The sequence below is a fragment of the Streptomyces solitudinis genome, from assembly GCF_036323765.1.
GTDB lineage: Bacteria > Actinomycetota > Actinomycetes > Streptomycetales > Streptomycetaceae > Streptomyces.
The window spans coordinates 96154-118207 of the sequence record NZ_JAZDCW010000005.1 but is presented as its reverse complement, the minus strand read 5'-3'; the positions used below and the strand labels follow the sequence as shown (position 1 = coordinate 118207).

At 74.8% G+C, this 22054-nt stretch carries 21 protein-coding genes; 11 read left to right on the top strand and 10 right to left on the bottom strand.

Annotation, left to right across the window (positions count from 1 at the left end; all coding sequences use genetic code 11):
- Positions 1–14: 14 nt before the first annotated feature.
- Genes V1J52_RS14650 through V1J52_RS14630 form a run of 5 tightly spaced genes read right to left on the bottom strand, consistent with a single transcriptional unit; the run spans position 15 to position 5469 of the window.
- Complete coding sequence (locus V1J52_RS14650) at positions 15–1283, bottom strand: ketosynthase chain-length factor (RefSeq protein ID WP_330140226.1); 1269 nt, start codon at positions 1281–1283, stop codon at positions 15–17.
- On the bottom strand, positions 1280–2557 hold the full coding sequence (locus tag V1J52_RS14645; protein WP_330140225.1) for a beta-ketoacyl-[acyl-carrier-protein] synthase family protein: 1278 nt from the start codon (positions 2555–2557) through the stop codon (positions 1280–1282). The genes V1J52_RS14650 and V1J52_RS14645 overlap by 4 nt, the downstream gene beginning before the upstream one ends.
- Positions 2554–3339, bottom strand: coding sequence for a thioesterase II family protein (locus tag V1J52_RS14640; RefSeq protein ID WP_330140224.1), 786 nt, complete (start codon positions 3337–3339; stop codon positions 2554–2556). The genes V1J52_RS14645 and V1J52_RS14640 overlap by 4 nt, the downstream gene beginning before the upstream one ends.
- Entirely contained in the window at positions 3332–4312 is a 981-nt protein-coding gene (gene rfbB, locus V1J52_RS14635) for a dTDP-glucose 4,6-dehydratase (protein ID WP_330140223.1), read from the bottom strand. The genes V1J52_RS14640 and rfbB overlap by 8 nt, the downstream gene beginning before the upstream one ends.
- Positions 4309–5469 carry a DegT/DnrJ/EryC1/StrS family aminotransferase gene (locus V1J52_RS14630; RefSeq protein WP_330140222.1) on the bottom strand — a complete coding sequence of 387 codons (1161 nt, stop codon included), beginning with the start codon at positions 5467–5469 and terminating at the stop codon, positions 4309–4311. Before V1J52_RS14630 ends, rfbB begins: the two co-directional genes overlap by 4 nt.
- 247 nt (positions 5470–5716) lie before the next feature.
- Here V1J52_RS14630 and V1J52_RS14625 point away from each other — a divergent pair, with 247 nt between their 5' ends.
- The 5 genes from V1J52_RS14625 to V1J52_RS14605 are packed head-to-tail and all read left to right on the top strand — an operon-like array spanning position 5717 to position 10402.
- Positions 5717–6502, top strand: a complete 786-nt coding sequence (locus V1J52_RS14625) for a 3-oxoacyl-ACP reductase (RefSeq protein ID WP_330140221.1) — start codon at positions 5717–5719, stop codon at positions 6500–6502.
- A 51-nt stretch (positions 6503–6553) separates the two neighbouring features.
- Complete coding sequence (locus V1J52_RS14620) at positions 6554–7495, top strand: aromatase/cyclase (RefSeq protein ID WP_330140220.1); 942 nt, start codon at positions 6554–6556, stop codon at positions 7493–7495.
- Positions 7492–8337, top strand: coding sequence for an oxidoreductase (locus V1J52_RS14615; protein WP_330140219.1), 846 nt, complete (start codon positions 7492–7494; stop codon positions 8335–8337). Before V1J52_RS14620 ends, V1J52_RS14615 begins: the two co-directional genes overlap by 4 nt.
- A complete protein-coding gene (locus tag V1J52_RS14610) occupies positions 8334–8963 on the top strand; it encodes a hypothetical protein (protein ID WP_330140218.1) in 630 nt (209 codons plus the stop codon). The genes V1J52_RS14615 and V1J52_RS14610 overlap by 4 nt, the downstream gene beginning before the upstream one ends.
- Entirely contained in the window at positions 8957–10402 is a 1446-nt protein-coding gene (locus V1J52_RS14605) for a multicopper oxidase family protein (RefSeq protein WP_330140217.1), read from the top strand. The genes V1J52_RS14610 and V1J52_RS14605 overlap by 7 nt, the downstream gene beginning before the upstream one ends.
- A gap of 82 nt (positions 10403–10484) precedes the next feature.
- Here the strand turns inward: V1J52_RS14605 and rfbA are convergent, their stop codons facing one another.
- The 5 genes from rfbA to V1J52_RS14580 all read right to left on the bottom strand — a co-directional run bounded on the left by rfbA (position 10485) and on the right by V1J52_RS14580 (position 15807).
- Positions 10485–11396, bottom strand: coding sequence for a glucose-1-phosphate thymidylyltransferase RfbA (rfbA, locus tag V1J52_RS14600; RefSeq protein WP_330140216.1), 912 nt, complete (start codon positions 11394–11396; stop codon positions 10485–10487).
- A 166-nt stretch (positions 11397–11562) separates the two neighbouring features.
- On the bottom strand, positions 11563–12480 hold the full coding sequence (locus V1J52_RS14595; RefSeq protein ID WP_330140215.1) for an NADP-dependent oxidoreductase: 918 nt from the start codon (positions 12478–12480) through the stop codon (positions 11563–11565).
- Positions 12477–13445 (bottom strand): aromatase/cyclase, encoded by a 969-nt coding sequence (locus tag V1J52_RS14590; RefSeq protein WP_330140214.1) that lies wholly within the window; start codon positions 13443–13445, stop codon positions 12477–12479. Before V1J52_RS14590 ends, V1J52_RS14595 begins: the two co-directional genes overlap by 4 nt.
- Before the next feature lie 29 nt (positions 13446–13474).
- Positions 13475–14563 (bottom strand): hypothetical protein, encoded by a 1089-nt coding sequence (locus V1J52_RS14585; protein ID WP_330140213.1) that lies wholly within the window; start codon positions 14561–14563, stop codon positions 13475–13477.
- Between the two features lie 65 nt (positions 14564–14628).
- Complete coding sequence (locus V1J52_RS14580; protein ID WP_330140212.1) at positions 14629–15807, bottom strand: nucleotide disphospho-sugar-binding domain-containing protein; 1179 nt, start codon at positions 15805–15807, stop codon at positions 14629–14631.
- Positions 15808–16010: 203 nt separating this feature from the next.
- On the opposite strand from V1J52_RS14580, the gene V1J52_RS14575 reads away from it, so the two are divergent.
- From V1J52_RS14575 to V1J52_RS14550, 6 genes are all read left to right on the top strand, one after another.
- Positions 16011–16442 (top strand): nuclear transport factor 2 family protein, encoded by a 432-nt coding sequence (locus V1J52_RS14575; RefSeq protein ID WP_330140211.1) that lies wholly within the window; start codon positions 16011–16013, stop codon positions 16440–16442.
- Positions 16443–16571: 129 nt separating this feature from the next.
- Entirely contained in the window at positions 16572–18131 is a 1560-nt protein-coding gene (locus V1J52_RS14570; RefSeq protein ID WP_330140210.1) for an MDR family MFS transporter, read from the top strand.
- 204 nt (positions 18132–18335) lie between these two features.
- Entirely contained in the window at positions 18336–19502 is a 1167-nt protein-coding gene (locus tag V1J52_RS14565; RefSeq protein WP_330140209.1) for an acyl-CoA dehydrogenase family protein, read from the top strand.
- A complete protein-coding gene (locus V1J52_RS14560; RefSeq protein WP_330140208.1) occupies positions 19499–20011 on the top strand; it encodes a nuclear transport factor 2 family protein in 513 nt (170 codons plus the stop codon). Before V1J52_RS14565 ends, V1J52_RS14560 begins: the two co-directional genes overlap by 4 nt.
- The gene (locus tag V1J52_RS14555) at positions 20008–21084 is read left to right on the top strand and encodes an LLM class flavin-dependent oxidoreductase (RefSeq protein WP_330140207.1); all 1077 of its coding nucleotides are present in this window, start codon (positions 20008–20010) and stop codon (positions 21082–21084) included. The genes V1J52_RS14560 and V1J52_RS14555 overlap by 4 nt, the downstream gene beginning before the upstream one ends.
- Positions 21081–22037: a 3-hydroxyacyl-CoA dehydrogenase NAD-binding domain-containing protein gene (locus tag V1J52_RS14550; protein ID WP_330140206.1), complete on the top strand. Its 957-nt coding sequence runs from the start codon at positions 21081–21083 to the stop codon at positions 22035–22037. The genes V1J52_RS14555 and V1J52_RS14550 overlap by 4 nt, the downstream gene beginning before the upstream one ends.
- Positions 22038–22054 lie beyond the last annotated feature (17 nt).

Here is a 22054-nt window from a genome sequence, read left to right as displayed (position 1 = left end):
GTCGGGGGCGTGGGTCAGGGCGCGGGGGCGCGCACGACGAGGGCGGCGTTGAAGCCTCCCCGGCCCCGGGCGAGCACCAGCGCCGTACGCAGGTCGGCGGCGCGGGGCGCACCGGTGACGAGGTCCAGCGGGCAGTCCGCGGCCGGTCCGGCCACGTGCGCGGTCGGGGGGACGACCTGGTCGCGCAGGGCCAGCAGCGCGGCGGCGGTGTCCAGCGCGGCGCCGCCGGCGGCCAGCCGGCCGGTCATCGTCTTGGGCGCGGTGACGGGGACGCCCCGGGGGCCGAACAGGTCCGCGAGCGCGGCGGCCTCGTCGCGGTCGGCGTCGCGGCGTCCGGCGGCGTCGGCGAACACCACGTCCACCTCGTCCGGTCCGGCCCCGGCGTCGGCCAGGGCGAGGGCGGCGGCGTCCCGCAGCCGGGAGGGCGCGCCGGTCCCGGGCGCCGGGTCGAAGGTCGCCGCGTACCCGGCGACGCTGCCGTAGACGCGGGCGCCGCGCTCCTTCGCGGCGTCGGCGTCCTCCAGGACGAGCAGCGCGCCGCCCTCCCCGGCGACGTGCCCGCGGGCGTCCTCGGTGAAGGGCAGGTAGGCGGTGGCCGGGTCGCCGGACTCGCTCAGTTCCCCGCCGGCCAGGTGGGCGGCCCAGCCCCAGGGGCACAGGGAGGAGTCCACGCCGCCGGTGACCAGCACCCGGATGCCCTTGCGGACCTGGCGCCTGGCCTGCGCGACGGCGTCCAGCCCGCCCGCCTGCTCGGTGACCAGCACTCCGCTGGGCCCGCGCAGGCCGTGCCGGATGGAGATCTGCCCGGTGTTGACGGCGTAGAACCAGGCGAAGGACTGGTAGGCGCTGACGTGGCTGCCGCCCCGGCTCCACAGCGCTTGCAGCTCGCGCTGCCCGAACTCGAAGCCGCCGGCGGAGGCGGCCGTCACCACGCCCGCCGCGTAGTCGGGGAGTTCGGCGGCGGCCACGTCCGCGTCGTCCAGCGCCTCCTGGGCGGCGGCCAGGGCGAGCCGGGTCATGTGGTCGGTCTGCGGCAGCAGCCGGTTGGGGACGTGCTCGGCCGCGTCGAAGCCGGGCACCTCCCCGGCGAGCCGGGCGGGGTAGCGGCCGGCGTCGAAGCGGGTGAGCGGGCGGATGCCGCTCTCCCCGGCCAGCGTCGCGCGCCACCACGCGGGCGTGCCCAGGCCGTTGGGCGCGGCGACGCCGATGCCGGTGACGACGGCCTCGGCCGGGGGCGCCCCGTCGCGGGCGCCGGTGCGGGTGCGGGTCGTCGTCGCGGTCATGCGGACTCTCCGGGCTGGACGGGTCGCGGGCGGGTGAGGACCATCGCGCTCTGGAAGCCGCCGAAGCCGCTGCCGACGCTCAGGACGGTGTCGGTGCGCTGCTCGCGGGCGGTCAGCGGCGTGTAGTCCAGGTCGCACTCGGGGTCGGGCTCGTGCAGGTTGGCCGTGGGCGGCACGGTGTCGTACTCGATGGCCAGGGCGCTGGCCGCCACCTCCAGGGAGCCGATCGCGCCGAGCGAGTGCCCGATCATCGACTTGATGGAGGAGACGGGCACCTCGTAGGCGTGGGCGCCCAGGCTGCGCTTGAAGGCGGCCGTCTCGTGCCGGTCGTTCTGCTTGGTGCCCGAGCCGTGCGCATTGACGTAGTCCACGGCGGACGGGTCGATGCGGGCCTCGGCGAGGGCGACGCCGATGGCCTCGGCCATCTCGCGGCCGTCCTTGGTCAGCCCGGTCATGTGGTAGGCGTTGCAGCGGCTGGCGAACCCGGCGATCTCGGCGTAGACGTGCGCGCCGCGCCGCTGGGCGCTGCCCAGCTCCTCCAGCACCAGGACGGCGGAGCCCTCGCCGAGCACGAAGCCGTTGCGGGTGCGGTCGAAGGGGCGGGACGCCGTCTGCGGTTCGTCGTTGCGCGGGGAGGTGGCCCGGATGGCGTCGAAGCAGGCGACGGTGATCGGGGAGATGGGCGCCTCGGTGGCGCCCGCGACCATGACGTCGGCGCTGCCCTCGCGGATCAGCTCGACGGCGTGCCCGATGGAGTCCAGGCCGGAGGTGCAGCCGGTGGAGACCAGGGACACCGGCCCCTGGGCGCCGCTGCGGCGGGCGACCTCGGCCGCCATCGAGCTGGGCACGAAGTAGTCGAACAGGTGCGGCACGGCCAGCGTGTGGTCCACCAGCCAGTTCGCGCCGCCCTCGCTGACGGTGTTGTACTCGGTGTCCAGCCCCATCGTCGCGCCGACGGCGCTGCCCAGGGTGACGCCGGTGCGCAGCGGGTCGAGGCTGCCGTCCAGGCCACTGTCGGCCAGCGCCTCGCGGGCGGACACGACGGCGAACTGCGCGGCCCGGTCCAGACGGCCGGCCTCCTCGGGGGTGAACCCGTGGTCGAGCGGGTCGAAGTCGGCCTCGGCGGCGATCCGGGAGCGGAAGGGCGCCGCGTCGAACAGTGAGATGCCCCGGGTGGCCGTGCGTCCCGAGGTGAGCAGGGACCAGAACTCCTTGGTGCCCACGCCCCCCGGCGCGACCACCCCGATTCCCGTGATCACGACACGTCGGTTCATCGGCTATCCCTCACAACGGTCCTCCTGAGTACGACACGGCAGGCGCGGCTCAGCAGCCGGGGCAGCGCGGTGCCCCGGACGAAGAAGTGGTCACCGGGCAGGGTGCGTGCGGTGTGGCCGCCCGCGGCCCAGCGCCGCCAGCCGGCCATCACGCCGGGCCCGGCCAGCGGGTCTGCGTCCCCGGCGACGGTCAGCAGCGGCACGTCCAGCGGTCCGTCGGCGGCGTCCCGCAGCGACCGGGCCAGCCGCAGGTCGTCCCGGAGCACGGCGAGCGCGGTCCGCCGCCAGATGCCCCCGGCGGGGGCGTCCGGCGGCACGGCGCCGAACTCCTGGAGCACGGCGAGGAGTTCGTCGTCGGGCAGGGTGGCGCTCTCGGTCAGCGGGACGGTGGCGTCCGGTGGCGGGCACGCGCCGATCACCACCAGCGCGGGCCCCGGGTGCCCGGCGGCGCGCAGGGCGCGGGCGGCGGAGTAGGCGACCAGCCCGCCCAGGCTGTGTCCGTACAGCGCGTACGGGCCCGGGGGCGGCGGCCCGTGGGTGCGCAGCAGGTCCGCGAACAGGGCCGCCCGGGTGGTGACGCGCGCCTCCCGCCTGCGGCGGTCCCGGCCCGGCAGCAGCACCGGCACCGGGCGGATCCCGGGGCCGAGCAGCGCGGGCCAGCGGGCGAACGCGGAGGTCCCGGCGCCCGCGTGGGGCACGCAGTACAGCGGCAGCCCGCCCCCGGTGACGTCCCGCGCCGCGCCGGTTCCCGGCGGTAAGGAGACCGCCGCCGCCTCACCCATTGCCGGACCGCTCGACCAGGGGCTTCCACCAGCCCGGATGGTCGCGGTACCACTCGACGGCCTCGCGCAGCCCCGCCTCCAGCGTGTGGCGCGGCGCGTAGCCCAGCTCGGCGCGGATCTTCGCGTCGTCGATGGCGTACCGCAGGTCGTGGCCCTTGCGGTCGGCGACGTGCTCCACCCGGTCCCAGTCCGCGCCGCACAGCTCCAGCAGCCGCCGGGTCATCTCCCGGTTGGTCAGCGCGGTGGCGCCGCCGACGTTGTAGACCTCCCCGGCCCGGCCGCGCGCCAGCACCAGCGCGATCGCCCGGCAGTGGTCGTCCACGTGCAGCCACTCGCGCACGTTCGCCCCGTCCCCGTACAGCGGGACGGTCAGGCCGCGCAGCAGCCGGGTGACGAAGTTCGGGATCAGCTTCTCGGGGTGCTGGTGCGGCCCGTAGTTGTTGGAGCAGCGGGTGATCCGCACGTCCAGGCCGTGCGTGCGGTGGTAGGCGCGGGCCATCAGGTCGCTTCCCGCCTTGGACGCCGAGTAGGGCGAGTTGGGCAGCAGCGGCTCGTCCTCGCTCCAGGCGCCGGTGGCGATCGAGCCGTACACCTCGTCGGTGGAGACGTGCACGACGGGTCCGGTGCCGGTGTGCAGGCACGCGTCCAGCAGGCTCTGGGTGCCCAGCACGTTGTTCAGCACGAACGCGGTCGCGCCGTCCACCGAGCGGTCCACGTGCGACTCGGCGGCGAAGTGCACCACCGCGTCGTGCCCGGGCAGCACCCGCCGCAGCAGCTCCTGGTCAAGGACGTCGCCGCGCAGGAAGGTCAGCCGCTCGTCGTCCATGGGCAGGTTGGCGGTGTTGCCCGCGTAGCTCAGCTTGTCCAGGACGGTGACCCGGGCCCCTTCGCAGCCCGGGTAGCCGTCCGCGAGCAGGGTGCGGACGTAGTGCGAGCCGATGAACCCGGCGCCCCCGGTCACGAAGACCCTCATGCCGTCACCGCCTCGGCCGCCGTCCTGCGGGCCTGGAGGGCCGTGCGCAGCGCCGCGGTGACCGTGCGCACGTCCGTGTCGCTCAGGCCCGGGTGCAGCGGCAGGCACAGGGTGCGCTCGGCGGCCCACTCCGCCCTCGGCAGCGCCGAGTCCGCCGCGCCGTAGGCGGGCACCTTGTGCAGCGGGGCGTAGCGGAAGGTGGTGTAGATGCCCTCCCGGTACAGGTCACCGGCGATGTCGTCGCGGATGTCGGGGCACATCTGCACCCAGTAGAAGTAGTGCGTGGACTCGTGCCCGTCCGGCAGGGCGGGCGGCAGCAGCAGGCCGGGCACGCCCGCCAGTTCGCGGTCGTACAGGGCGCAGATCTCCCGGCGGCGGTCCACCATCTGCGGCAGCCGGCGGAGCTGGACGGTGCCCAGCGCGGCCGTCAGGTCGTTGCCGATGACGCGGCGCCCCGGCTCGGGGACGTCCAGCTCCCACCAGCGGGAGGACACCTTGGCGTAGCCGAAGCCGCTGGGCTGGGCCAGCCCGTGGTAGGCGAGCCGCCGGGCGCGGGCGGCGCGTTCGGCGTCCTTGGCGTACAGCATGCCGCCGTCGCCGGTGACCAGGACCTTCATGGCGTCGAAGCTCCACATGGCCACGTCCCCGAAGGTGCCCACGGCCTGGCCGTCCACCCGGGACGCCACCGAGCAGGCCGCGTCCTCCACCAGGGAGATGTCCAGCTCCCGGCAGCGCTCGGCGATCCGCCGGATGTCGCCGGGGTAGCCGCCGTAGTGCAGGACGATGACCGCCCTGGTCCGGGGCGTCACCACCTGCTCGATGTCCTCGGCGGTGGGGTTGAGCGTGCGCGGGTGCACGTCGCAGAAGACCGGACGGGCCCCGCACGACACGACGGCGTTGGCCGCCGCGACGAAACTGGGGGAGGGCAGCACGACCTCGTCGCCCTCGCCCAGCCCGAGCGACTCCAGGGCGAGGAACAGGCCCGAGGTGCCCGAGTTGAGGAAGACGACGTGCTCGGCGCCGACGCCGACGTGCTCGGCGAAGGCCGCCTCGAACGCCTTGGTGCGTGGGCCGTGGCCCAGCCACTTGTCGTCGAACACCTCGGCGACCGCGGCAAGTTCCTCCGCGCCGACCTGAGGCTGAAACAGATTGATCATGGTCGCCTCTCGTGTCTGACGTTGCCGTGACCGACCGTGCGGGCCGCCGCTCGACCGCCGTTCGAAGCCCGGTCGGGGCCGCACCCGCCGTCCCCCGGGGCGGGAGCGGGCCACCAGGTCGCTTCGAGCCGGGTTCCAGCGCGCTCTGTGACGTTGCGTGGCGCGGGTGCCGCGACCCGGGTGCGACGCGCGGCTGCGCACCAGCGACGACGGCCCGCCACCGAACCGGCCATCACGAGGAGAGCGCATGTCGGATCACGAACAGCGGGTCGCCGTCGTCACCGGCGCGACCAGTGGCATCGGACTCGCGGTGACGCGGCTGCTGGCCCAGCAGAACCACCGGGTCTTCATCTGCGCCCGTACCCAGGACGCGGTGAGCGACACCGTCAAGGAACTCCAGGCCGAGGGCCTGGACGTGGACGGCACCACCTGCGACGTCCGGTCCCCCGAGGACATCAAGGCGTTCGTCCGGGCCGCCGTGGACCGCTTCGGCCCCGTCGACGTCCTGGTGAACAACGCGGGCCGCTCCGGCGGCGGCCCGACGGCCGAGATCACCGACGACCTCTGGTACGACGTGATCGACACCAACCTCAACAGCGTGTTCCTCATGACGCGCGAGGTGCTGACCACGGGCGGCATGCGGGCCAAGGACCGGGGCCGCGTCGTGAACGTCGCCTCGACCGCCGGCAAGCAGGGCGTGGTGCTCGGCGCGCCGTACTCGGCGTCCAAGCACGGAGTCGTCGGCTTCACCAAGGCGCTGGGCAACGAGCTGGCGCCCACCGGCATCACCGTCAACGCGGTGTGCCCGGGGTACGTGGAGACGCCGATGGCGGCGCGGGTCCGGCAGGGGTACGCGGCGGCCTACGACGCCACCGAGGAGCAGATCCTCGCCAAGTTCCAGGCCAAGATCCCGCTCGGCCGCTACTCCACGCCCGAGGAGGTGGCCGGCCTGGTCGGCTACCTGGTCACCGACACCGCCGCGTCCATCACCTCGCAGGCGCTCAACGTCTGCGGCGGCCTGGGGAACTTCTGACCGGCCCGCACCCGCCCTGCCCGCCATCCCAAGGAGCCCAAGGAGAAGGCCATGACCGTGCGCGAGGTCGAGCACGACATCACGATCGACGCCCCGGCGTCGGAGGTGTACCGGCTGATCGCCGAGGTGGAGAACTGGCCCCGCATCTTCCCGCCGACCGTGTACGTGGACTACGTGGAGCGGGGCGAGACCGAGGAGCGCATCCGGATCTGGGCGACGGCCAACGGTGAGGCGAAGAACTGGACCTCCCGACGCGTCCTGGACCCGGAGGGCCTGCGCATCAGCTTCCGCCAGGAGGTTCCCGCACCGCCCGTCGCCGCCATGGGCGGCACCTGGGTCATCGAGCCGCTGGAGGAGCGCCGGGCCACCGTCCGGCTGCTGCACGACTACCGGGCGGTCGACGACGACCCCGAGCAGCTCGCCTGGATCGACCGCGCGGTGGACCGCAACAGCCGCTCGGAACTGGCCGCCCTGAAGTCGAACGTGGAACTGGCCACGGGCTCGGCCGACCTCACGCTGTCCTTCGAGGACTCCGTCCGGATCAACGGCTCCGCCAAGGACGTGTACGACTTCATCAACGAGGCGCAGCTGTGGAAGGACCGGCTGCCGCACGTGGCCGAGGTCGACCTGCGCGAGGACACCCCCGGGCTCCAGGTGCTGCGCATGGACACCCTGACGAAGGACGGCTCCTCGCACACCACCGAGTCGGTGCGCGTGTGCTTCCCGCACCACCGCATCGCCTACAAGCAGACCACGCTGCCCGCCCTCATGGCCCTGCACACCGGCTACTGGGAGCTCACCGAGGACGACGCGGGCGTCACCACGGCCACCTCCCAGCACACCGTCGTGCTCAACACCGGCAGCATTCCCGCGATCCTCGGCGCGGACGCCGGGATCGAGGAGGCCCGCACCTTCATCCGCAACGCGCTCGGCACCAACAGCCGGGCCACTCTCGGCCACGCCAAGGAGTACGCGGAAGGGGCGCGCGGATGAGCCGCGAACGGCGGCGCACCTGGCTGGTGACCGGCGCCTCCCGGGGCCTCGGCCGGGCCGTCACCGAGGTCGTCCTGGAGGCGGGCGACACGGTCGTGGCCACCGCCCGCGACCCCCGGTCGCTGGCGGACCTGGCGGAGCGGTTCGGCGACCGGGTCGTGCCGCTGCCCCTCGACGTCACCGACCGGCAGGCCGCGTTCGCCACGGTGCGCGAGGCCGCCGGACGGACCGGCGGCATCGACGTGCTCCTCAACAACGCGGGCTACGGCCTCTCCGGCGGCGTCGAGGAGGTCAGCGAGCAGCAGGCCCGCGACCAGATGGAGGTCAACTTCTTCGGCGCGCTGTGGATGACGCAGGCCGTCCTGCCCGTCATGCGCGGGCAGGGCGGGGGACACGTCCTGCAGATGTCCAGCATCGCCGGGATCGCCACCTACCCCAACATCGGCCTGTACCACGCCAGCAAGTGGGCGCTGGAGGGGATGAGCGAGACGCTGGCCCGGGAGGTCGCCGGGTTCGGCATCCGCGTCACGCTGGTCGAGCCCGGCGAGTTCCGCACCGAGTGGAGCGCCGGTTCCATGGTGCGGGCCACGCCGATGCCCGAGTACGACGAGGTGCTGGCCAAGCGGCGGCACGGCATGTCCGGCGCCTACGCCCACCTCCAGCCCGGCGACCCGCGCAAGGCGGGCGAGGCGCTGCTGAAACTGGTGGACGCCGAGGACCCGCCGCTGCGGCTGCTGCTCGGCAACAACGCCGCCGACCTGGCGCCGCGCGTCTACCGCGAGCGGCTCGCGGAGTGGGAGCGCTGGGACGCGCTCGCCCGCACCACGGACCACGAGCGGTGACCGGCTTCGCGCGGACCGCCCGGGACGGCGCACCGCGCGGAGTCCTCGCCCCGCGCCCGGCCGTGCTCGGCCTGCTCGCCTTCGGGCAGGCCGCGCTGATCGCCCACCTGGCGTACGGGCGCACGGTGACGCACGTCCAGCCCGGCGACCACGTGTGGTGGCACGGCGGCGCGTCACACGGCACGCACGGCGCCCAGGGCGGCGGCGCCGGGCTGTACCTGGCCCTCGCGGCGGCGGCCGTCTACCTGCTGCTGCCGCTGCTGGCCGCGGCGGGCGCCGCCGCCCGCCGCCTGCCCGCCCTGCTGCGCGGCCTGCCGGGGGGCACGCCGCGCGGCACGCCCCCGCCCCCGGACGCCGGTGACGGGCTCGCCGTCCGGCTCGCCTTCGCCGTGCTCGCCGCGGTGGCCGGCGCGCTGGCCGCCGTGCCCGTCCTCGCCCTCGCCTCGGCCTTCGCGGGCGGGGCGGGCGGCGGGGCGCTGTGGACGGGCGCCGCCGCGGAGGCCGCCACCGTCCTGCGCTACTGCCTGCCGCTGGGCGTGCTCCTGGCCCTGTGCGTCCAGGCGCCCGGCGCGGGCCGCCCACGCCCGTCAACGACCCTGACCCGAGCGGGAAGAGGAACATGCTGAACCGCAGGAATCTGCTCAAGCTCACCGCCGCGGGCGGCGCCGCCGCCCTGTTCCCGTGGGAGCGGGTGGCGGCGGCCGGTTCCCCGGCGACGGGTCCGGCGGCCCTCGCCGAGACCGCCGACGCCGCGCCGTTCGCCCAGGCCATGCCGGTGCCGCGGGTGCTGCGCCCGGTGCGGTCGACCCGGAGCGCCGACTTCTACCGCATGCGGATGAAGGAGGCCGACGCCGAGATCGTCAAGGGCCTCACCTCCCGGGTGCGCACCTACGGGGGCACCTTCCCCGGGCCGACGATCCGCGCCCGCAGCGGACGGGAGGTCGTCATCCGGCAGACCAACGGGCTGACCGTGCCGACCGCCGTCCACCTGCACGGCGGGCACGTGCGCTCCGAGCACGACGGGCTGCCCATGGACACCATCGAGCCCGGCGACAGCCGCACCTACCGCTACCCGAACACCCAGCGGGCGTCGTCGCTGTGGTACCACGACCACGCGCACCACCTGGAGGCCGAGAACGTCTTCCTGGGGCTGCACGGCACCTACCTGCTCAGCGACCGGGAGGAGCGGCGGCTGCCGCTGCCGTCCGGCCGGTACGACATCCCGCTGGCCATCCGCGACGCGCGGGTGGAGGCGGACGGCACGCTGCGCTACACCCGCCCCTCCGACTGCCCGAACATGCTCGTCAACGGCAAGGAGCGGCCGTACTTCGAGGTCGCGGCGCGCAAGTACCGGCTGCGGCTCTACAACGCCTGCGCCAACCGCTACCTGCGGCTGCGGTTCGCCGACGGCGCGGAGTTCACGCAGATCGGCTCGGACGGCGGTCTGCTGGCGGAGCCGGTGGGCCACACCGAGGTGACGCTGCTGGGCGGCGAACGCCTCGACGTCGTCGTGGACTTCGCGCGCTACCGGGTCGGCACCTCGGTGGTGCTGGAGAACACCGGCGCGCTGCCCGGCGAGCGGCCGGAGGTCATGCGGTTCGACGTCGTGCGGGGCACCGCGGACCGCAGCCGGGTGCCGGACCGGCTCGCCGAGCTGCCGCCCGTGCCGCGGGGCACCGTGGAGCGGGACTTCACGCTCCAGACGTTCCCGGCCATGACCATCAACGGCCGGACGTACGACCCGGAGCGGGCCGACGTCGTCACGCGCGTCGGCAGCAGCGAGGTGTGGACGATCCGCAACGTGGACACCCCCGTCGCGCCGCCCGACTTCCACGTCTGGCACAGCTTCCACACGCACCTGGTGATGTTCCGGGTGCTGGAGCGCAACGGCGGCCCGGCCGGACCGACGGACGCCGGGCTCAAGGACACCGTGACGCTCGGTCCCGGCGAGAGCGTGAAGATCGCCATGACGTGGGGCGAGTACAGCGGCCAGTACGTCTTCCACTGCCACCAGCTCGGCCACTCCTCTGGCGGCCAGATGGGCCGCATCGACGTCCTGCCCTGATCCGGCCCCGCCCGTGCCGCAGGGGCCCGCCCGGTGTCTCCCAGGACACCGGGCGGGCCCCTGCACGCGTCTGGCCGGGTGCTCAGACCGGGGCGAGGCTGGACGGCCGGGAGGCGCGGGACTCCAGGACGGACTCGGCCACCGCCATGACGTACTGGCCGTAGCCGGACTTGCCGAGCGCCGCACCGAGCCGGTGGCACGCCTCCGGGCTGATGAACCCCATGCGCAGGGCCACCTCCTCCACGCAGGCCACCCGCAGGCCCTGGCGGCTCTCCAGCGTCTGGATGTAGTGCGAGGCGTCCAGGAGCGAGTCGTGGGTGCCGGTGTCCAGCCAGGCGAAGCCCCGGCCGAGGTCCACCAGCGACGCCTTGCCCCGGTCCAGGTAGTGCCGGTTCACGTCCGTGATCTCCAGCTCGCCCCGGGGGGAGGGGCGCAGCTCCCGGGCGATGGACACCACGTCGTTGTCGTAGAAGTAGAGCCCGGTGATGGCGCGGTTGGAACGGGGCCGGGCGGGCTTCTCCTCGATGGACAGCAGCCGTCCGGTCCCGTCCGCCTCCCCGACGCCGTAGCGCTCGGGGTCCTTGACCGGGTAGCCGAACAGCAGGCAGCCGTCGGTGTGCGGCACGTGCCGGCGCAGGAGCTGCGCGAAGCCGGAGCCGTGGAAGATGTTGTCGCCGAGCACCAGGGCGACGGGGTCGTCCCCGACGTGCCGGGCGCCGATGACGAACGCCTCGGCCAGCCCCCGGGGTTCGGCCTGCTCGGCGTAACCGAGGTCCAGCCCGAGCGTGCTGCCGTCCCCCAGCAGCCGCTGGAACTGGGGCAGGTCGTCCGGGGTGGAGATGATGAGGATGTCGCGGATGCCGGCCAGCATGAGCACCGACAGCGGGTAGTAGATCATCGGCTTGTCGTAGACCGGGAGCAGCTGCTTGGAGACACCACGGGTGATCGGATGCAGCCGGGTCCCGTTCCCGCCGGCCAGGATGATTCCCTTCAACTGGGCACCTCCGGTAGTCGGGTTCGCTCTCCTGCGGGCATCGTCCCCACTGCCGGTCGAAGGGATCTCGAGGCCGGAACAGCGCGAGGGGGCGGCCACGGAAGTCCACCGTGGCCGCCCCCTCGGGCGTCCGTCGTGCGGGGCGTCATCCGCCGGGTGATACCCGTCAGGCGATGCTCAGGACGACCTTGCCGCGCCCGTGGCCGCTCTCCACGTCCCGGTGGGCGTCGGCGGCCCGCTCCAGCGGGTACACCTCCCGCAGGTGGACGGTGACCTTCCCCCGCTCGTACAGCTCCACCAGCTCCGCCAGCCGCTCGGCGGACCGCGCACCGCCCACGTCCCGCAGGCCCAGCTCCGCGGCCTCCTCCGTGGCGACCATCGTCACCACGCGGTCGCGGTCCTTGACCAGCTCCACCGAGGCGCGCAACGCCTCGGGACCGGCCGCGTCCAGCGCCGCGTCCACGCCGTCCGGGGCGACGGCCCGCACCCGTTCGACGAGGCCCTCGCCGTAGGTGACCGGGACGGCGCCCAGGGCGCGCAGGTGGTCGTGGTTGCGCTCGCTGGCCGTGCCGATGACGGTGCCCGCGCCCCAGGCGAGGGCGAGCTGCACCGAGAACGTGCCGAACCCGCCGGCCGCCGCGTTGACCAGGACGGTGTCGCCCTCGTGCACGCCGGTCGTGGACAGCGCCATGTGCGCGCCCTGCCCGTTCCCGGAGAACCCGGCGGCGACCTCCCAGGGCATCGCGGCGGGCTTGCGCACGAGCTGCTCGGCGGGCACCACGACGTACTCCGCGTAGCCGCCCAGCACGCCGTAGCCCAGCACCTCCTCACCGGCGGTGAAGGAGGTCACACCCTCGCCCGTCTCGTCGACGACCCCGGCGAACTCGTTGCCGAGGACGAGCGGGAACTCGCGCTTGATGAACGGCGGTGTCCACCCGCCGCGCACCCGCACGTCGAAGGGCAGCACCCCCGCCGCGCGGACCCGCACCCGCACCTGGCCGCTCCCGGCGTGCGGCTCCTCGACGTCCGTCTCCCGCAGCACCTCGGGCGGTCCGAAGCCGGACAGCGCCGCCGCTCTCATCATGACGTCCTCTCCACGGATTCCAAGTGGTCCCTGGCCTGCTCCAGCACGAGCAGGACCTTGCTGCTCAGCTCGCGGCGCACGAAGGCGCGCGCCTGTGCCAGATCCGTCCCCTCGCCCAGGACGGCCGCGACCCCGGACTCCTTGATGACCACCGTCTGCCGGGAGGTCACCGTGGTGCCGTGCGCGGTCTCCTCGATCAGCCACTGGACGTGGTGGGAACTGCCGAGCGGTGGGAGCAGCAACTGCTTGTACGCGATCTTATGCGGGGCGATGCCGACGCGGGCGGTTTTCGTGGTGAAGGTGCCGCCGCGCTGCTCGTTGGTGACCAGCTCCAGCACGTGGGTGTCCGGCCCGTCCTCGCGCACGTCCGCGCTGGCCACGTGGTCCAGCCGCTCGGGCCAGCGCCCGGCGTCCAGCAGGAAGGCGTAGACGGCCCGCGCGGGCGCCGCGATGGTGACCGAGTCCTCGACCTCCAGCAGCAGTTTGGGGAAGGCGGCCACCAGTTCCGCCGCCGCCTGCACCGCGGACAGCTCGGCCGCGGCGATCTCCGCGACGGTCCGCTCCACCGCCGCGAGGGCGCCCGCGTCGGCGTCCTCACGCACGGTGTACTCGTGCAGCAGCCGCACCGTGCACGCCTCCGCCCCCTCGGGCTCGACCACCCAGGAGCGGTGCATCGAGCCCAGCGGGGGCGGGGCGGACTCGGGGACGAAGGACACCCGCAGACCCGCCTCGTCCACGGTGCGCAGCGCCACCCAGTGGTCGATCCGCTCGCCCGACATCGCCCACATGCCGACGCGTTCGCGGCCCCGCTCGTCCTGCCCGAGCCGCTCCAGGTGCACGAAGGGCGGGAAGACGCGCGGCCAGGCGTCCAGGTCGGCCAGGAGCCGGAAGACCGGCTCCGCCGCCGCGCGGACCGGTACGCCGTGCTCGGCCGTCCGGGGCTGCCCGGGTCTCGCGGGGTTCACGGGTGCCATTCGTCCTCACGCCTCCTGTGTCACGGACGCCAGCGCGCGGCGCGCTCCTGGCCTTCTGCGGTGGTCAGGTGGCCGACGGCCACCCCCTCGTCGTTCACCAGGAACGCCCAGCCCGGCCCGAGGTCGCTCACTTGGCCGTGCTCGTCCCAGCGCACCGCGCGGAACGAGCCGCCCGGGGTGTAGGAGAAGCCGACCACGACGCCGTCGTCGTTGATGCCGAACGCCCCGCTGCCCGTGTCGCCCGGCAGCGGCGGCAGCGGCTGGGCCTGCCCCCGCGCGTTCCAGCGCACCGCGTGGTACGGCGAGTTGAGCCCGAAGCCGGCCTTGAAGGAGTTCCCGACGGCCTGGCCGCGGTCGTTGATCCAGCTCGCCTGGGTGGAGTCGTCGCCGGGCAGCGGCGCGCCGACCGGCAGCGGGCGTCCGGACGGCAGCCAGCGCACGGCCCGCTGCCTGCCCTCGGGCGAGGTGGAGAAGCCCACGGCCACGCCCCGGTTGTTGATCTCGCTGGCGGAGCTGCCGTGGTCGCCCGGGAGCGGGCGCAGCCGCGAGGGCCTGCCGTGGGCGTCCCAGCGCATCGCCTGGTAGACGAGGTCGGGGGTGGCCGAGAAGCCGACCGTCACGCCGCGCTCGTTGATTCCGTAGGCCCGGCCCCTGGGCGAGCCGGGAAGGCCCGGCAGCGCGGTGGGCTCGCCGAGACCCCGCCAGCGCACCGGGCGCTCCACGCCGTCGCCGCCCATGGTGCTGCCGACGAGGACGTGGCGGTCGTTGAGGCTGTAGGCGGTGCCGCTCACGTCGCCCGGCAGCGTGGGCAGGGCGCGGACGGTGCCGTCCGGCCGCCACAGCACCGGGCGGCTGCCGCCCTCCGCGTCGCACGAACCGACGGCGACACCACGGTCGTTGACGCCGTAGGCGTGGCTGGTGGCGCTGCCGGGCAGCGTGCCCAGCTCCGTCGCCCCGAAGTCCTGTGCCGCGGCCGGTGTCCGGCTGCCGCCCGCTCCGGGCGCGGCCGTGGCGGGCGCCGCCGTGGCGGGCAGCGCGGTGGCGGGCAGCGCGGTGACGGCCAGTGCGGCCGCCGCGGCGGCCAGCAGCGCCGTGTGCGGGCGTCTCACCCTGCGTTCTCCCACGTCGCTTCCTTTCTCTGTGCGGTGATCCGCCCCACCGTGTGCGGCGCCCCTCAACTCCGGCTCGACGCCGTCTGGGACGCGGCGTGGGCCAGCGCCTCCAGGCGGGGGACCATCGCGTCGGGGCCCGGCTGCGCGGCGAGTTCGCCGGCGAGGGCGTCCGCGGACTTGCGCAGGCCCTCGTCGTGCAGCAGCGTCTCCAGCACCCCGGCGTCCACCTCGTGCGGCTCCTTGCTCAGCCCGACGCCCGCGGTCTCCGCGATCTCCGCGTTGATCCAGTTGTCGGCGCCGTAGGGCATGGCGAGCTGCGGCACGCCCGCGTGCGCGGCGGCCAGCGTCGTCCCGGCGCCGCCGTGGTGGATGATCCCGTCGAGGGTGGGCAGCAGGGCGCTGAGCGGCGTCCAGCCGACGACGCGCACGTTGTCCGGCAGGGGGCCCAGCGGCGCGAGGTCAGGGTCGTCGCCCAGCGCGAGGATCACCTCGGCGTCCACCCCCCGGGCCGCCGCGAGCACGCTGGACAGGCTGCCCACGCCCGCCACCCCGGGCACGATCGTGCCGAGCGTGACGACGACGCGCTTGCGCGTGCGGGGCTCGGCCAGCCAGTCCGGCAGCACGCAGCCGCCGTGGTAGGGCACGAACCGCATGGGCCAGCCCTCGCCCTCGCCGCGCATCATGTGCTGCGGCGCGAAGTACAGCGCGGTGACCGGCGGCAGCTCCAGCGGCACCCCGTGGCGCTCGAAACCGGGGGCGAGGTGCGGCAGCAGCCGCGACGGCAGGTCGCCCTCGCGCAGGAAGCTGTAGCCGTTCTCGACGGCCGGGATGCCGAGCGCGCGGGCCGTCAGCAGCGCGGCGCCCTGGAGCCGGGAGTAGACGACGAGGTCGGGGCGCCACGCCTGCGCGAAGCGCAGGGTGCCGTCGGCCATGAGGTCGTTGACGATGCCGAACTTCTCCAGGATGACGTCGGGCGTCACCCCCGAGGCCGTGATCTCCCGGCCGCGTTCGCGCATGGCCCGGGTCCGCTCCTGCGGGGTGCCCTTCTTGGGGAAGATGGACTGGAAGTCGGCGCCGGGCGCCACGTCGCGCACGGTCAGACCGGCCCGCACGCCCGCCTCGACCGTGACCCCGGCGGTGGCCACGACGACGTCGTGCCCGGCGACGCGGAACGCGGAGGCCAGGCCGAGGGCCGGGTAGAGGTGGTCGAGCCCGGGGGAAACGGCGAACAGGACGCGCATGGCGGAACCTCGTTTCGGGTGGCGGCGGGTCGGGAGCCTCTGCCCGGACCGTGCGGTGCGGTGCTCGACGGCCGCTCGAAGGGCGGCGGACGGCCCCCGGGTTCCAGCCGCGCTCGCCCGCCCCTCGTCCGGTCCGCGAGCGGCGCGGGCCACGGTGGCGGCACCCGTTCGCCGCGGGCACCACACGACGTCAGGGGAACCAGGTGAGCGACGTGTCAGCGCAGGTCTACACCGACGTCCAGCAGTTCTACGCCCGGCAGATGAACCTGATCGAGGGCGCGGACGCCGACCCGGACGCCTGGGCCGAGACCTTCACCGAGGACGCCGTCTTCGAGGCGGGCGGGCAGCCGGAGCCGCAGGTCGGCCGGGAGGCCATCCGGGCCTCCGTGCGCGAGGGTGTCGCGGGCATCGCCGCCGCGGGGCTGGACTTCCGCCACTGGTTCGGCATGCTCGACGTCACCGCCGAGCCGGACGGTTCGCTGCGCACCCGCTACTACGCACTGGCCGTGGCGACGCCCCGGGGCGGGCCGCTGGGCGTGCGCGGCTCCCTGCTCTGCCACGACCACCTCGTGCCGCGCGACGGGCGCTGGCAGGTGCGGCGGCGCAGCGTCGCCGCGGACGGCCGCCGGGACTGAACCGGCCGGACCCCGCGGCCCGCCCGGGACCCGCGTCCGCCGGGGCTGAGGCGGTCCCCGGCGCCCGGTTCCAGCCGTCTTCGAGCGGGGCCCGAGCGGAGGTGGACCGCGCCTCCGTACGGTGGCGGCATGCGGACTCCGACTCCGGCTCCGGAACGTCTCGACCGCGGGCTGCTCGTCCTCGCCGGGACCCTGCTCATCGGCGCCATCGCCGCCCTGCTGGACTCCACGATCGTCAGCGTCGCGCTCAGCGAGATCGCCCGCGACCTCGACGCGTCGCAGGCCGCGCTGCCGTGGGTGAGCACGGCGTACCTGCTGACCCTCGCGCTGGTCACCCCGGTCGTCGGCTGGGCCGTGGACCGGTTCGGGGCCAAGCCGATGTGGCTGTTCGCGCTCACCGTCTTCCTCGGCGGCTCGGTGCTGTGCGGCGTGGCCTGGTCGGTGGAGAGCCTCATCGCCTTCCGCGTCGTCAAGGGCGTCGGCGGCGGCATGGTGCTGCCGATGGTGCAGGCGATCCTGGCGCAGGCGGCGGGCCCCAAGCGCTTCGGCCGGGTGATGAGCCTGGTCGGCATCCCGGGACAGCTCGCCCCGATCATGGGCCCGGTCGTCGGCGGCTTCATCGTGGACGGCGTCGGCTGGCGCTGGATCTTCTTCGTCAACGTGCCGGTCATCCTGGTCGCGCTCGCCCTGGCCTGGAGGGTGCTGCCCGCCGGCGGTGAGCGGCGCGCGACCCCGGTGGACCGCACCGGGCTGCTGCTCCTCCCGCCGGGCATGGTGGCGCTCGTCTACGGCTTCTCGCGCGTCCACGACGCCGGCGGGCTCACCGACCCGGTGACGCTCGCCGTGCTCGCGGCGGGGCTGCTGCTGACCGGCGCGTTCTGCCGCCACTCGGCCCGCGCCTCCGAACCGCTGGTGGACGTGCGGCTGTTCACCTCGCGCTCCTTCTCGTCCTCGGCCGTGCTGCTGTTCCTGCACGGCGTCGCCGTCTACGGCGCGCTGTTCATCCTGCCGCTGTTCTACGCCCGTTCGCTCGGCTACGACAACGCCGCCATCGGCTGGCTGCTCGCCCCGCAGGGCCTCGGGATGCTCATCGGCATCTCGCTCGCCGGGTGGCTGGTGGACCGCTACGACCCGCGGCTGCTCGTCCTCGGCAGCACCGTGGTCGCGGCGGCGGGCACGGTGGCCTTCACCCAGCTGGCGAGCGCGCCGGACGACCTGTGGCTCGGCGTGTCGCTGTGCGCGCGCGGCCTGGGCCTCGGCGTCATCGGCGTCGCCATCATCACCTCCGCGTACCGGGACGTGCCCCCCGACCGCATCCCGCGCGGCACGGTGATGATCGCCGTCGTGCAGCGCGTGGGCGCGTCCTTCGGCACGGCCGTCGTCGCCCTGCTGCTGGCCGCGCACCTGAACGCCTCGCCGCGCCCGCCCGGGGAGCCGGAGGACCCGGCCGCCTACGGCGACACGTTCTGGTGGGTGCTGGCCCTCGTGGCGGCCATGCTGCTCCCCGCGCTGTTCCTGCCCCGCCGCCCCGGGGAGGCCCCCGAGGCGGCGCAGCCCGCGGACCGGCCGGAGCCCGACGCGGCGGACGGCGGCCCGGCGGACGGGGGCCCGGCGGACGGCGGCCCGGAACCGGCGGCCGGGGACGCCGGAGCGGCGCCGGGCGAGGCCGCCGCCGCGCCCCGCCCCTGACCGCCCGGCCCCGGCTGCCGCCCGCCCGCGCCCGCGTGCACGCGGGGACGCCCGCCCGTGCGCGGGGACGTCCGCGCGCCCGCCGTCCGCGTCCCGCCGCGGGCGGGCGTCCGGGGGATTGAGCGGTGTTCCAGCCGGGCTGGAGCGGGCGTCGGCACTGTCGGAACGACGCTGCCGTTGTCCGACAGGCGAGGAGTGGGCCGCATGCCACCAAGCCAGCCACGCACGAGCAGGGATCTGCTTCTGCCCGCCGCGCAGGAGGCCGCGGAGCTGGCGGCCCGCCACGCGGCCGGGGCGGACACCGACCGCACGCTGCACCCGGACGTCCGGGCCGCGCTCCTGGGCGCCGGGTTCGCCCGCCACTTCGTGCCCGAGCGGTTCGGCGGCACGGCGGGCGGCTGCACCGAACTGCTGCACGCCGTCGCCGCGCTCGGCACCGGGTGCACGTCCGCCGCCTGGTGCGCCTCGGTGATCGCCGGCGCCGCCCGCATGGGCGCCTACCTCCCCGAGGAGGGCCAGCGGGACCTGTGGGCCGACGGCCCCGACACCGCCGTGGCCGGGGCCCTCGTGCCCCGCGGCAGCGCCACCGAGGTCAGCGACGGCTGGCGCATCACCGGCGAGTGGGACTTCACCAGCGCCGTCGACTTCTCCGGCTGGGCCCTGGTGTGCGCCCTCGTTCCGGCCGGAGACCACCAGACGCCCTGGTTCTTCGCCGTACCCCGCGGGGACTACCGCGTCGAGGACACCTGGACGGCCGTGGGGATGCGCGGCACCGGCAGCAACACGCTGGTGACCGACAACGTGTTCGTCCCCCGGCACCGGGCCTTCCCGCGCGGGGAGATGCTCGCCGGACGGCCCACCGGCTCCACCGCCCGCTGCCACACCGCGCCGCTGCGGCTGCTGAGCGGCCTGCTGTTCGCCGCGCCCGCGCTCGGCGCGGCCCGCGGCGCGCTGCGCGTCTGGTCCGACCACCGGCTGGCCGACGCCCTGTCGGCCGGCGGCGACGCCGACACCCAGCGCACCGCCGCCCGCGCCGCCACCGCCGTCGACGCCGCCGCGATGCTGCTGGAGCGGGCCGCCCGGGTGGCCGACGCGGAAGCGGCGACCCGCGTGGAGGCGGCCCGCAACCCGGCCGACTGCGCGCTCGCCGTCGAGCAGCTCGTCGACGTCGTCGAGCGGCTGTACCGCACGATCGGCAGCACCGGCCAGCTCGCCCCGCACCCGCTCCAGCGCGTGTGGCGGGACGTGCACGGGCTGGCCAGCCACGTCGCCCTGCGCTTCGACACGGCGGGGGCGGCCTACGGCGCCCAGCTCCTCCAGCTCCCCGAACCACCAGCCCCGTTACCCCGACAGGAAAGGCAGTGCGGATGAGCACCGCAGCGACCGTCACCGCAGCCACCGCTCCCACGGCGGCCACCACTGCGGACGGGTACGTCACCGCCGAGCTGTACACGCAGGTCCAGCAGTTCTACGCCCGCCAGATGGGCCTGCTGGACGACGGCGACCCGGACGCCTGGACCACGACGTTCACCGAGGACGCCGTCTTCGCCGAGGCCAGCCGGCTGAACGAGCCGCTGCGCGGGCGCGACGCGATCCGCGCCTCCTCCCGCGCCCGCCAGCAGCGGCTCGACGCCGAGGGCATCGACTTCCGGCACTGGCTCGGCATGCTCGACGTGCGCCCGCAGCCGGACGGCTCGCTGCGCACCCGCGCCTACGCGCTGGCCATGCGCACACCGCGCGGCGGCACCCTGGACATCTTCGCCAGCGTGGTCTGCCACGACCACCTGGTGCGCGGGGACGACGGCCTCTGGCGGGTCGCCCACCGCGACCTCACCCACGACGGCGCCGCCCGCGAGAGCGGCGCGGAGGAGTCGGCATGAGGTTCGGCATCGTCTTCTTCCCCACCGTCGGCCCCGAGGACAAACCGGCGCCGCAGTACTTCGACGAGGCCCTGCGCCTGGTCGACCTCGCCGAGGAACTGGGCTTCGACCACGTGAAGATGGTCGAGCACTACTTCTTCTCCTACGGCGGCTACAGCCCCGACCCGGTGACCTTCCTGGCCGCCGCCGCGGGCCGCACCCGCCGGGTGCGGCTGGGCACCAGCGCGACCATCCCCGCTTTCCAGCACCCGGTCAAGCTCGCCGGGAAGCTGGCGATGCTGGACGCCATCTCGGGCGGCCGGGTGGACGCCGCCTTCGGCCGCGCCTTCCTGCCCGACGAGTTCAAGGCGTTCGGCGTCCCCATCGACGAGAGCAAGGACCGGTTCACCGAGGGCGTCGCGGCCATCAAGGAGCTGTGGACGCGCGAGGACGCCGTCTGGGACGGCACGTTCCACCAGTTCGGCCCGGTCACGCTGCTGCCCCGCCCCGTGCAGCAGCCGCACCCGCCGGTCTTCGTGACGACCGCCCGCAGCGCCGAGTCGTGCGCCGAGGCGGGCCGCGCCGGGCACCACCTCCAGACCGTCCCGAACGTGATGTCCACCGAGGAGCTGCAGGAGCGGCTGCGCCTGTACCGCGCGGAGTGGGCCGCCTCCGGGCGCGAGCCCGGCACCGAGCAGATCCACTTCAGCTACCCCTGCGTCGTGGACCCCGACGGCGACCGGGCGCGGGAGAAGGGCCGCCACGACGACGCCCGCAACACCGCGGCCATCAGCGCGGCCGTGGAGTCCTGGGGCACCACCCGCTCCAGCGCCTACCCCGGCTACGAGAAGCTCGTCGAGGCCACCAAGCGCTCGCACTTCGGGGACAAGCTGGCGGCCAACAAGCTGCTGATCGGCGCCCCCGAACAGGTGCGGGCGCAGCTCGAACAGATCGCCGCCTGGTTCGGCGACGACATCACCATCAGCCTCGGCGTGCACTCCGGGCACCTGTCCTTCGACGAGGCGGCCACCACGATGCGGCTGATGGCCGAAGAGGTCATCCCCAAGCTCGGAAGCGAGGGCGTACGGCAGTGACCAGCCAGACGAGCGAGAGCCAGAGCGGAACGCGGCGCACGGTCGCCGTCATCGGCGCGGGCACGATCGGCCTCGGCTGGATCGCCCTGTTCCTCGCGCACGGCCTGCGGGTCGTCGTCAACAGCCGCAGGCCCGAGGCCGAGCGGATCGTGCGCGACTCCCTGGAGCTGTCCGCCCCCTACCTGCCCGGCGGCCCCCGGGACCCGGGGGAGCTGGCGGCGGGGCTGACCTTCGAACCCGACCTGGAGCGGGCGGTGGCCGGGGCCGACGTCGTCCAGGAGAACGCTCCGGAGAACCTGGAGCTGAAGCAGGAGCTGTTCGAGCGGATCGGCAAGGCGGCCCCGGCCGGCGCGCTGATCCTGTCGTCCACCTCCACGCTGAACCCGGACGCGATGGGCGAGCGGATGCCCGACGGCGGCCGGCTCGTCGTCGGGCACCCCTTCAACCCGCCGCACGTCGTGCCGCTGGTGGAGGTGGTGGCCGGGCAGCGCACCGACCCGGCCGCCGTCGAGGAGGCCGTGGCGTTCTACCGGTCCGTCAGCCGCCACCCGGTCGTGCTGCGCAAACCGATCCTGGCCTTCGCGGCGAACCGGCTCCAGTCGGCGCTGCTGCGCGAGAGCATCCACCTGGTGCGCGAGGGCGTCGTCTCGGTCGAGGAGCTGGACGACATCGTGACGCACTCGATCGGGCTGCGCTGGGCGACGGTCGGCCCGTTCCTCGCCTTCCACCTCGGCGGCGGCACCGGCGGCCTGCGCAAGTGGCTCAACACGCTCGGCGCCGGGCTGGAACAGGGCTGGGAGCTGCTGGGCCGCCCCCGCATGGACGAGGAGACCATCGCCTCGCTCATCGAGCAGGCCGAGGAGGCGTACGGCACCTCCTACGAGGATCTGGTGCGCGCCCGCGACACCCGGCAGACGGCCGTCCTGGCCGCCCTGGAGCAGGCCCGCGACTGACCCCCGTACCGCCGGAC

Coding starts and splice junctions, on each gene's coding strand:
- V1J52_RS14625 (WP_330140221.1), top strand. CDS start 5,717: ATGTCGGATCACGAACAGCGGGTCGCCGTCGTCACCGGCGCGACCAGT.
- V1J52_RS14580 (WP_330140212.1), bottom strand. CDS start 15,807: ATGCGCGTCCTGTTCGCCGTTTCCCCCGGGCTCGACCACCTCTACCCG.
- V1J52_RS14560 (WP_330140208.1), top strand. CDS start 19,499: ATGAGCACCGCAGCGACCGTCACCGCAGCCACCGCTCCCACGGCGGCC.
- rfbB (WP_330140223.1), bottom strand. CDS start 4,312: ATGAGGGTCTTCGTGACCGGGGGCGCCGGGTTCATCGGCTCGCACTAC.
- V1J52_RS14555 (WP_330140207.1), top strand. CDS start 20,008: ATGAGGTTCGGCATCGTCTTCTTCCCCACCGTCGGCCCCGAGGACAAA.
- V1J52_RS14640 (WP_330140224.1), bottom strand. CDS start 3,339: ATGGGTGAGGCGGCGGCGGTCTCCTTACCGCCGGGAACCGGCGCGGCG.
- V1J52_RS14570 (WP_330140210.1), top strand. CDS start 16,572: ATGCGGACTCCGACTCCGGCTCCGGAACGTCTCGACCGCGGGCTGCTC.
- V1J52_RS14605 (WP_330140217.1), top strand. CDS start 8,957: ATGCTGAACCGCAGGAATCTGCTCAAGCTCACCGCCGCGGGCGGCGCC.
- V1J52_RS14565 (WP_330140209.1), top strand. CDS start 18,336: ATGCCACCAAGCCAGCCACGCACGAGCAGGGATCTGCTTCTGCCCGCC.
- V1J52_RS14650 (WP_330140226.1), bottom strand. CDS start 1,283: ATGACCGCGACGACGACCCGCACCCGCACCGGCGCCCGCGACGGGGCG.
- V1J52_RS14595 (WP_330140215.1), bottom strand. CDS start 12,480: ATGATGAGAGCGGCGGCGCTGTCCGGCTTCGGACCGCCCGAGGTGCTG.
- V1J52_RS14620 (WP_330140220.1), top strand. CDS start 6,554: ATGACCGTGCGCGAGGTCGAGCACGACATCACGATCGACGCCCCGGCG.
- V1J52_RS14615 (WP_330140219.1), top strand. CDS start 7,492: ATGAGCCGCGAACGGCGGCGCACCTGGCTGGTGACCGGCGCCTCCCGG.
- V1J52_RS14645 (WP_330140225.1), bottom strand. CDS start 2,557: ATGAACCGACGTGTCGTGATCACGGGAATCGGGGTGGTCGCGCCGGGG.
- V1J52_RS14630 (WP_330140222.1), bottom strand. CDS start 5,469: ATGATCAATCTGTTTCAGCCTCAGGTCGGCGCGGAGGAACTTGCCGCG.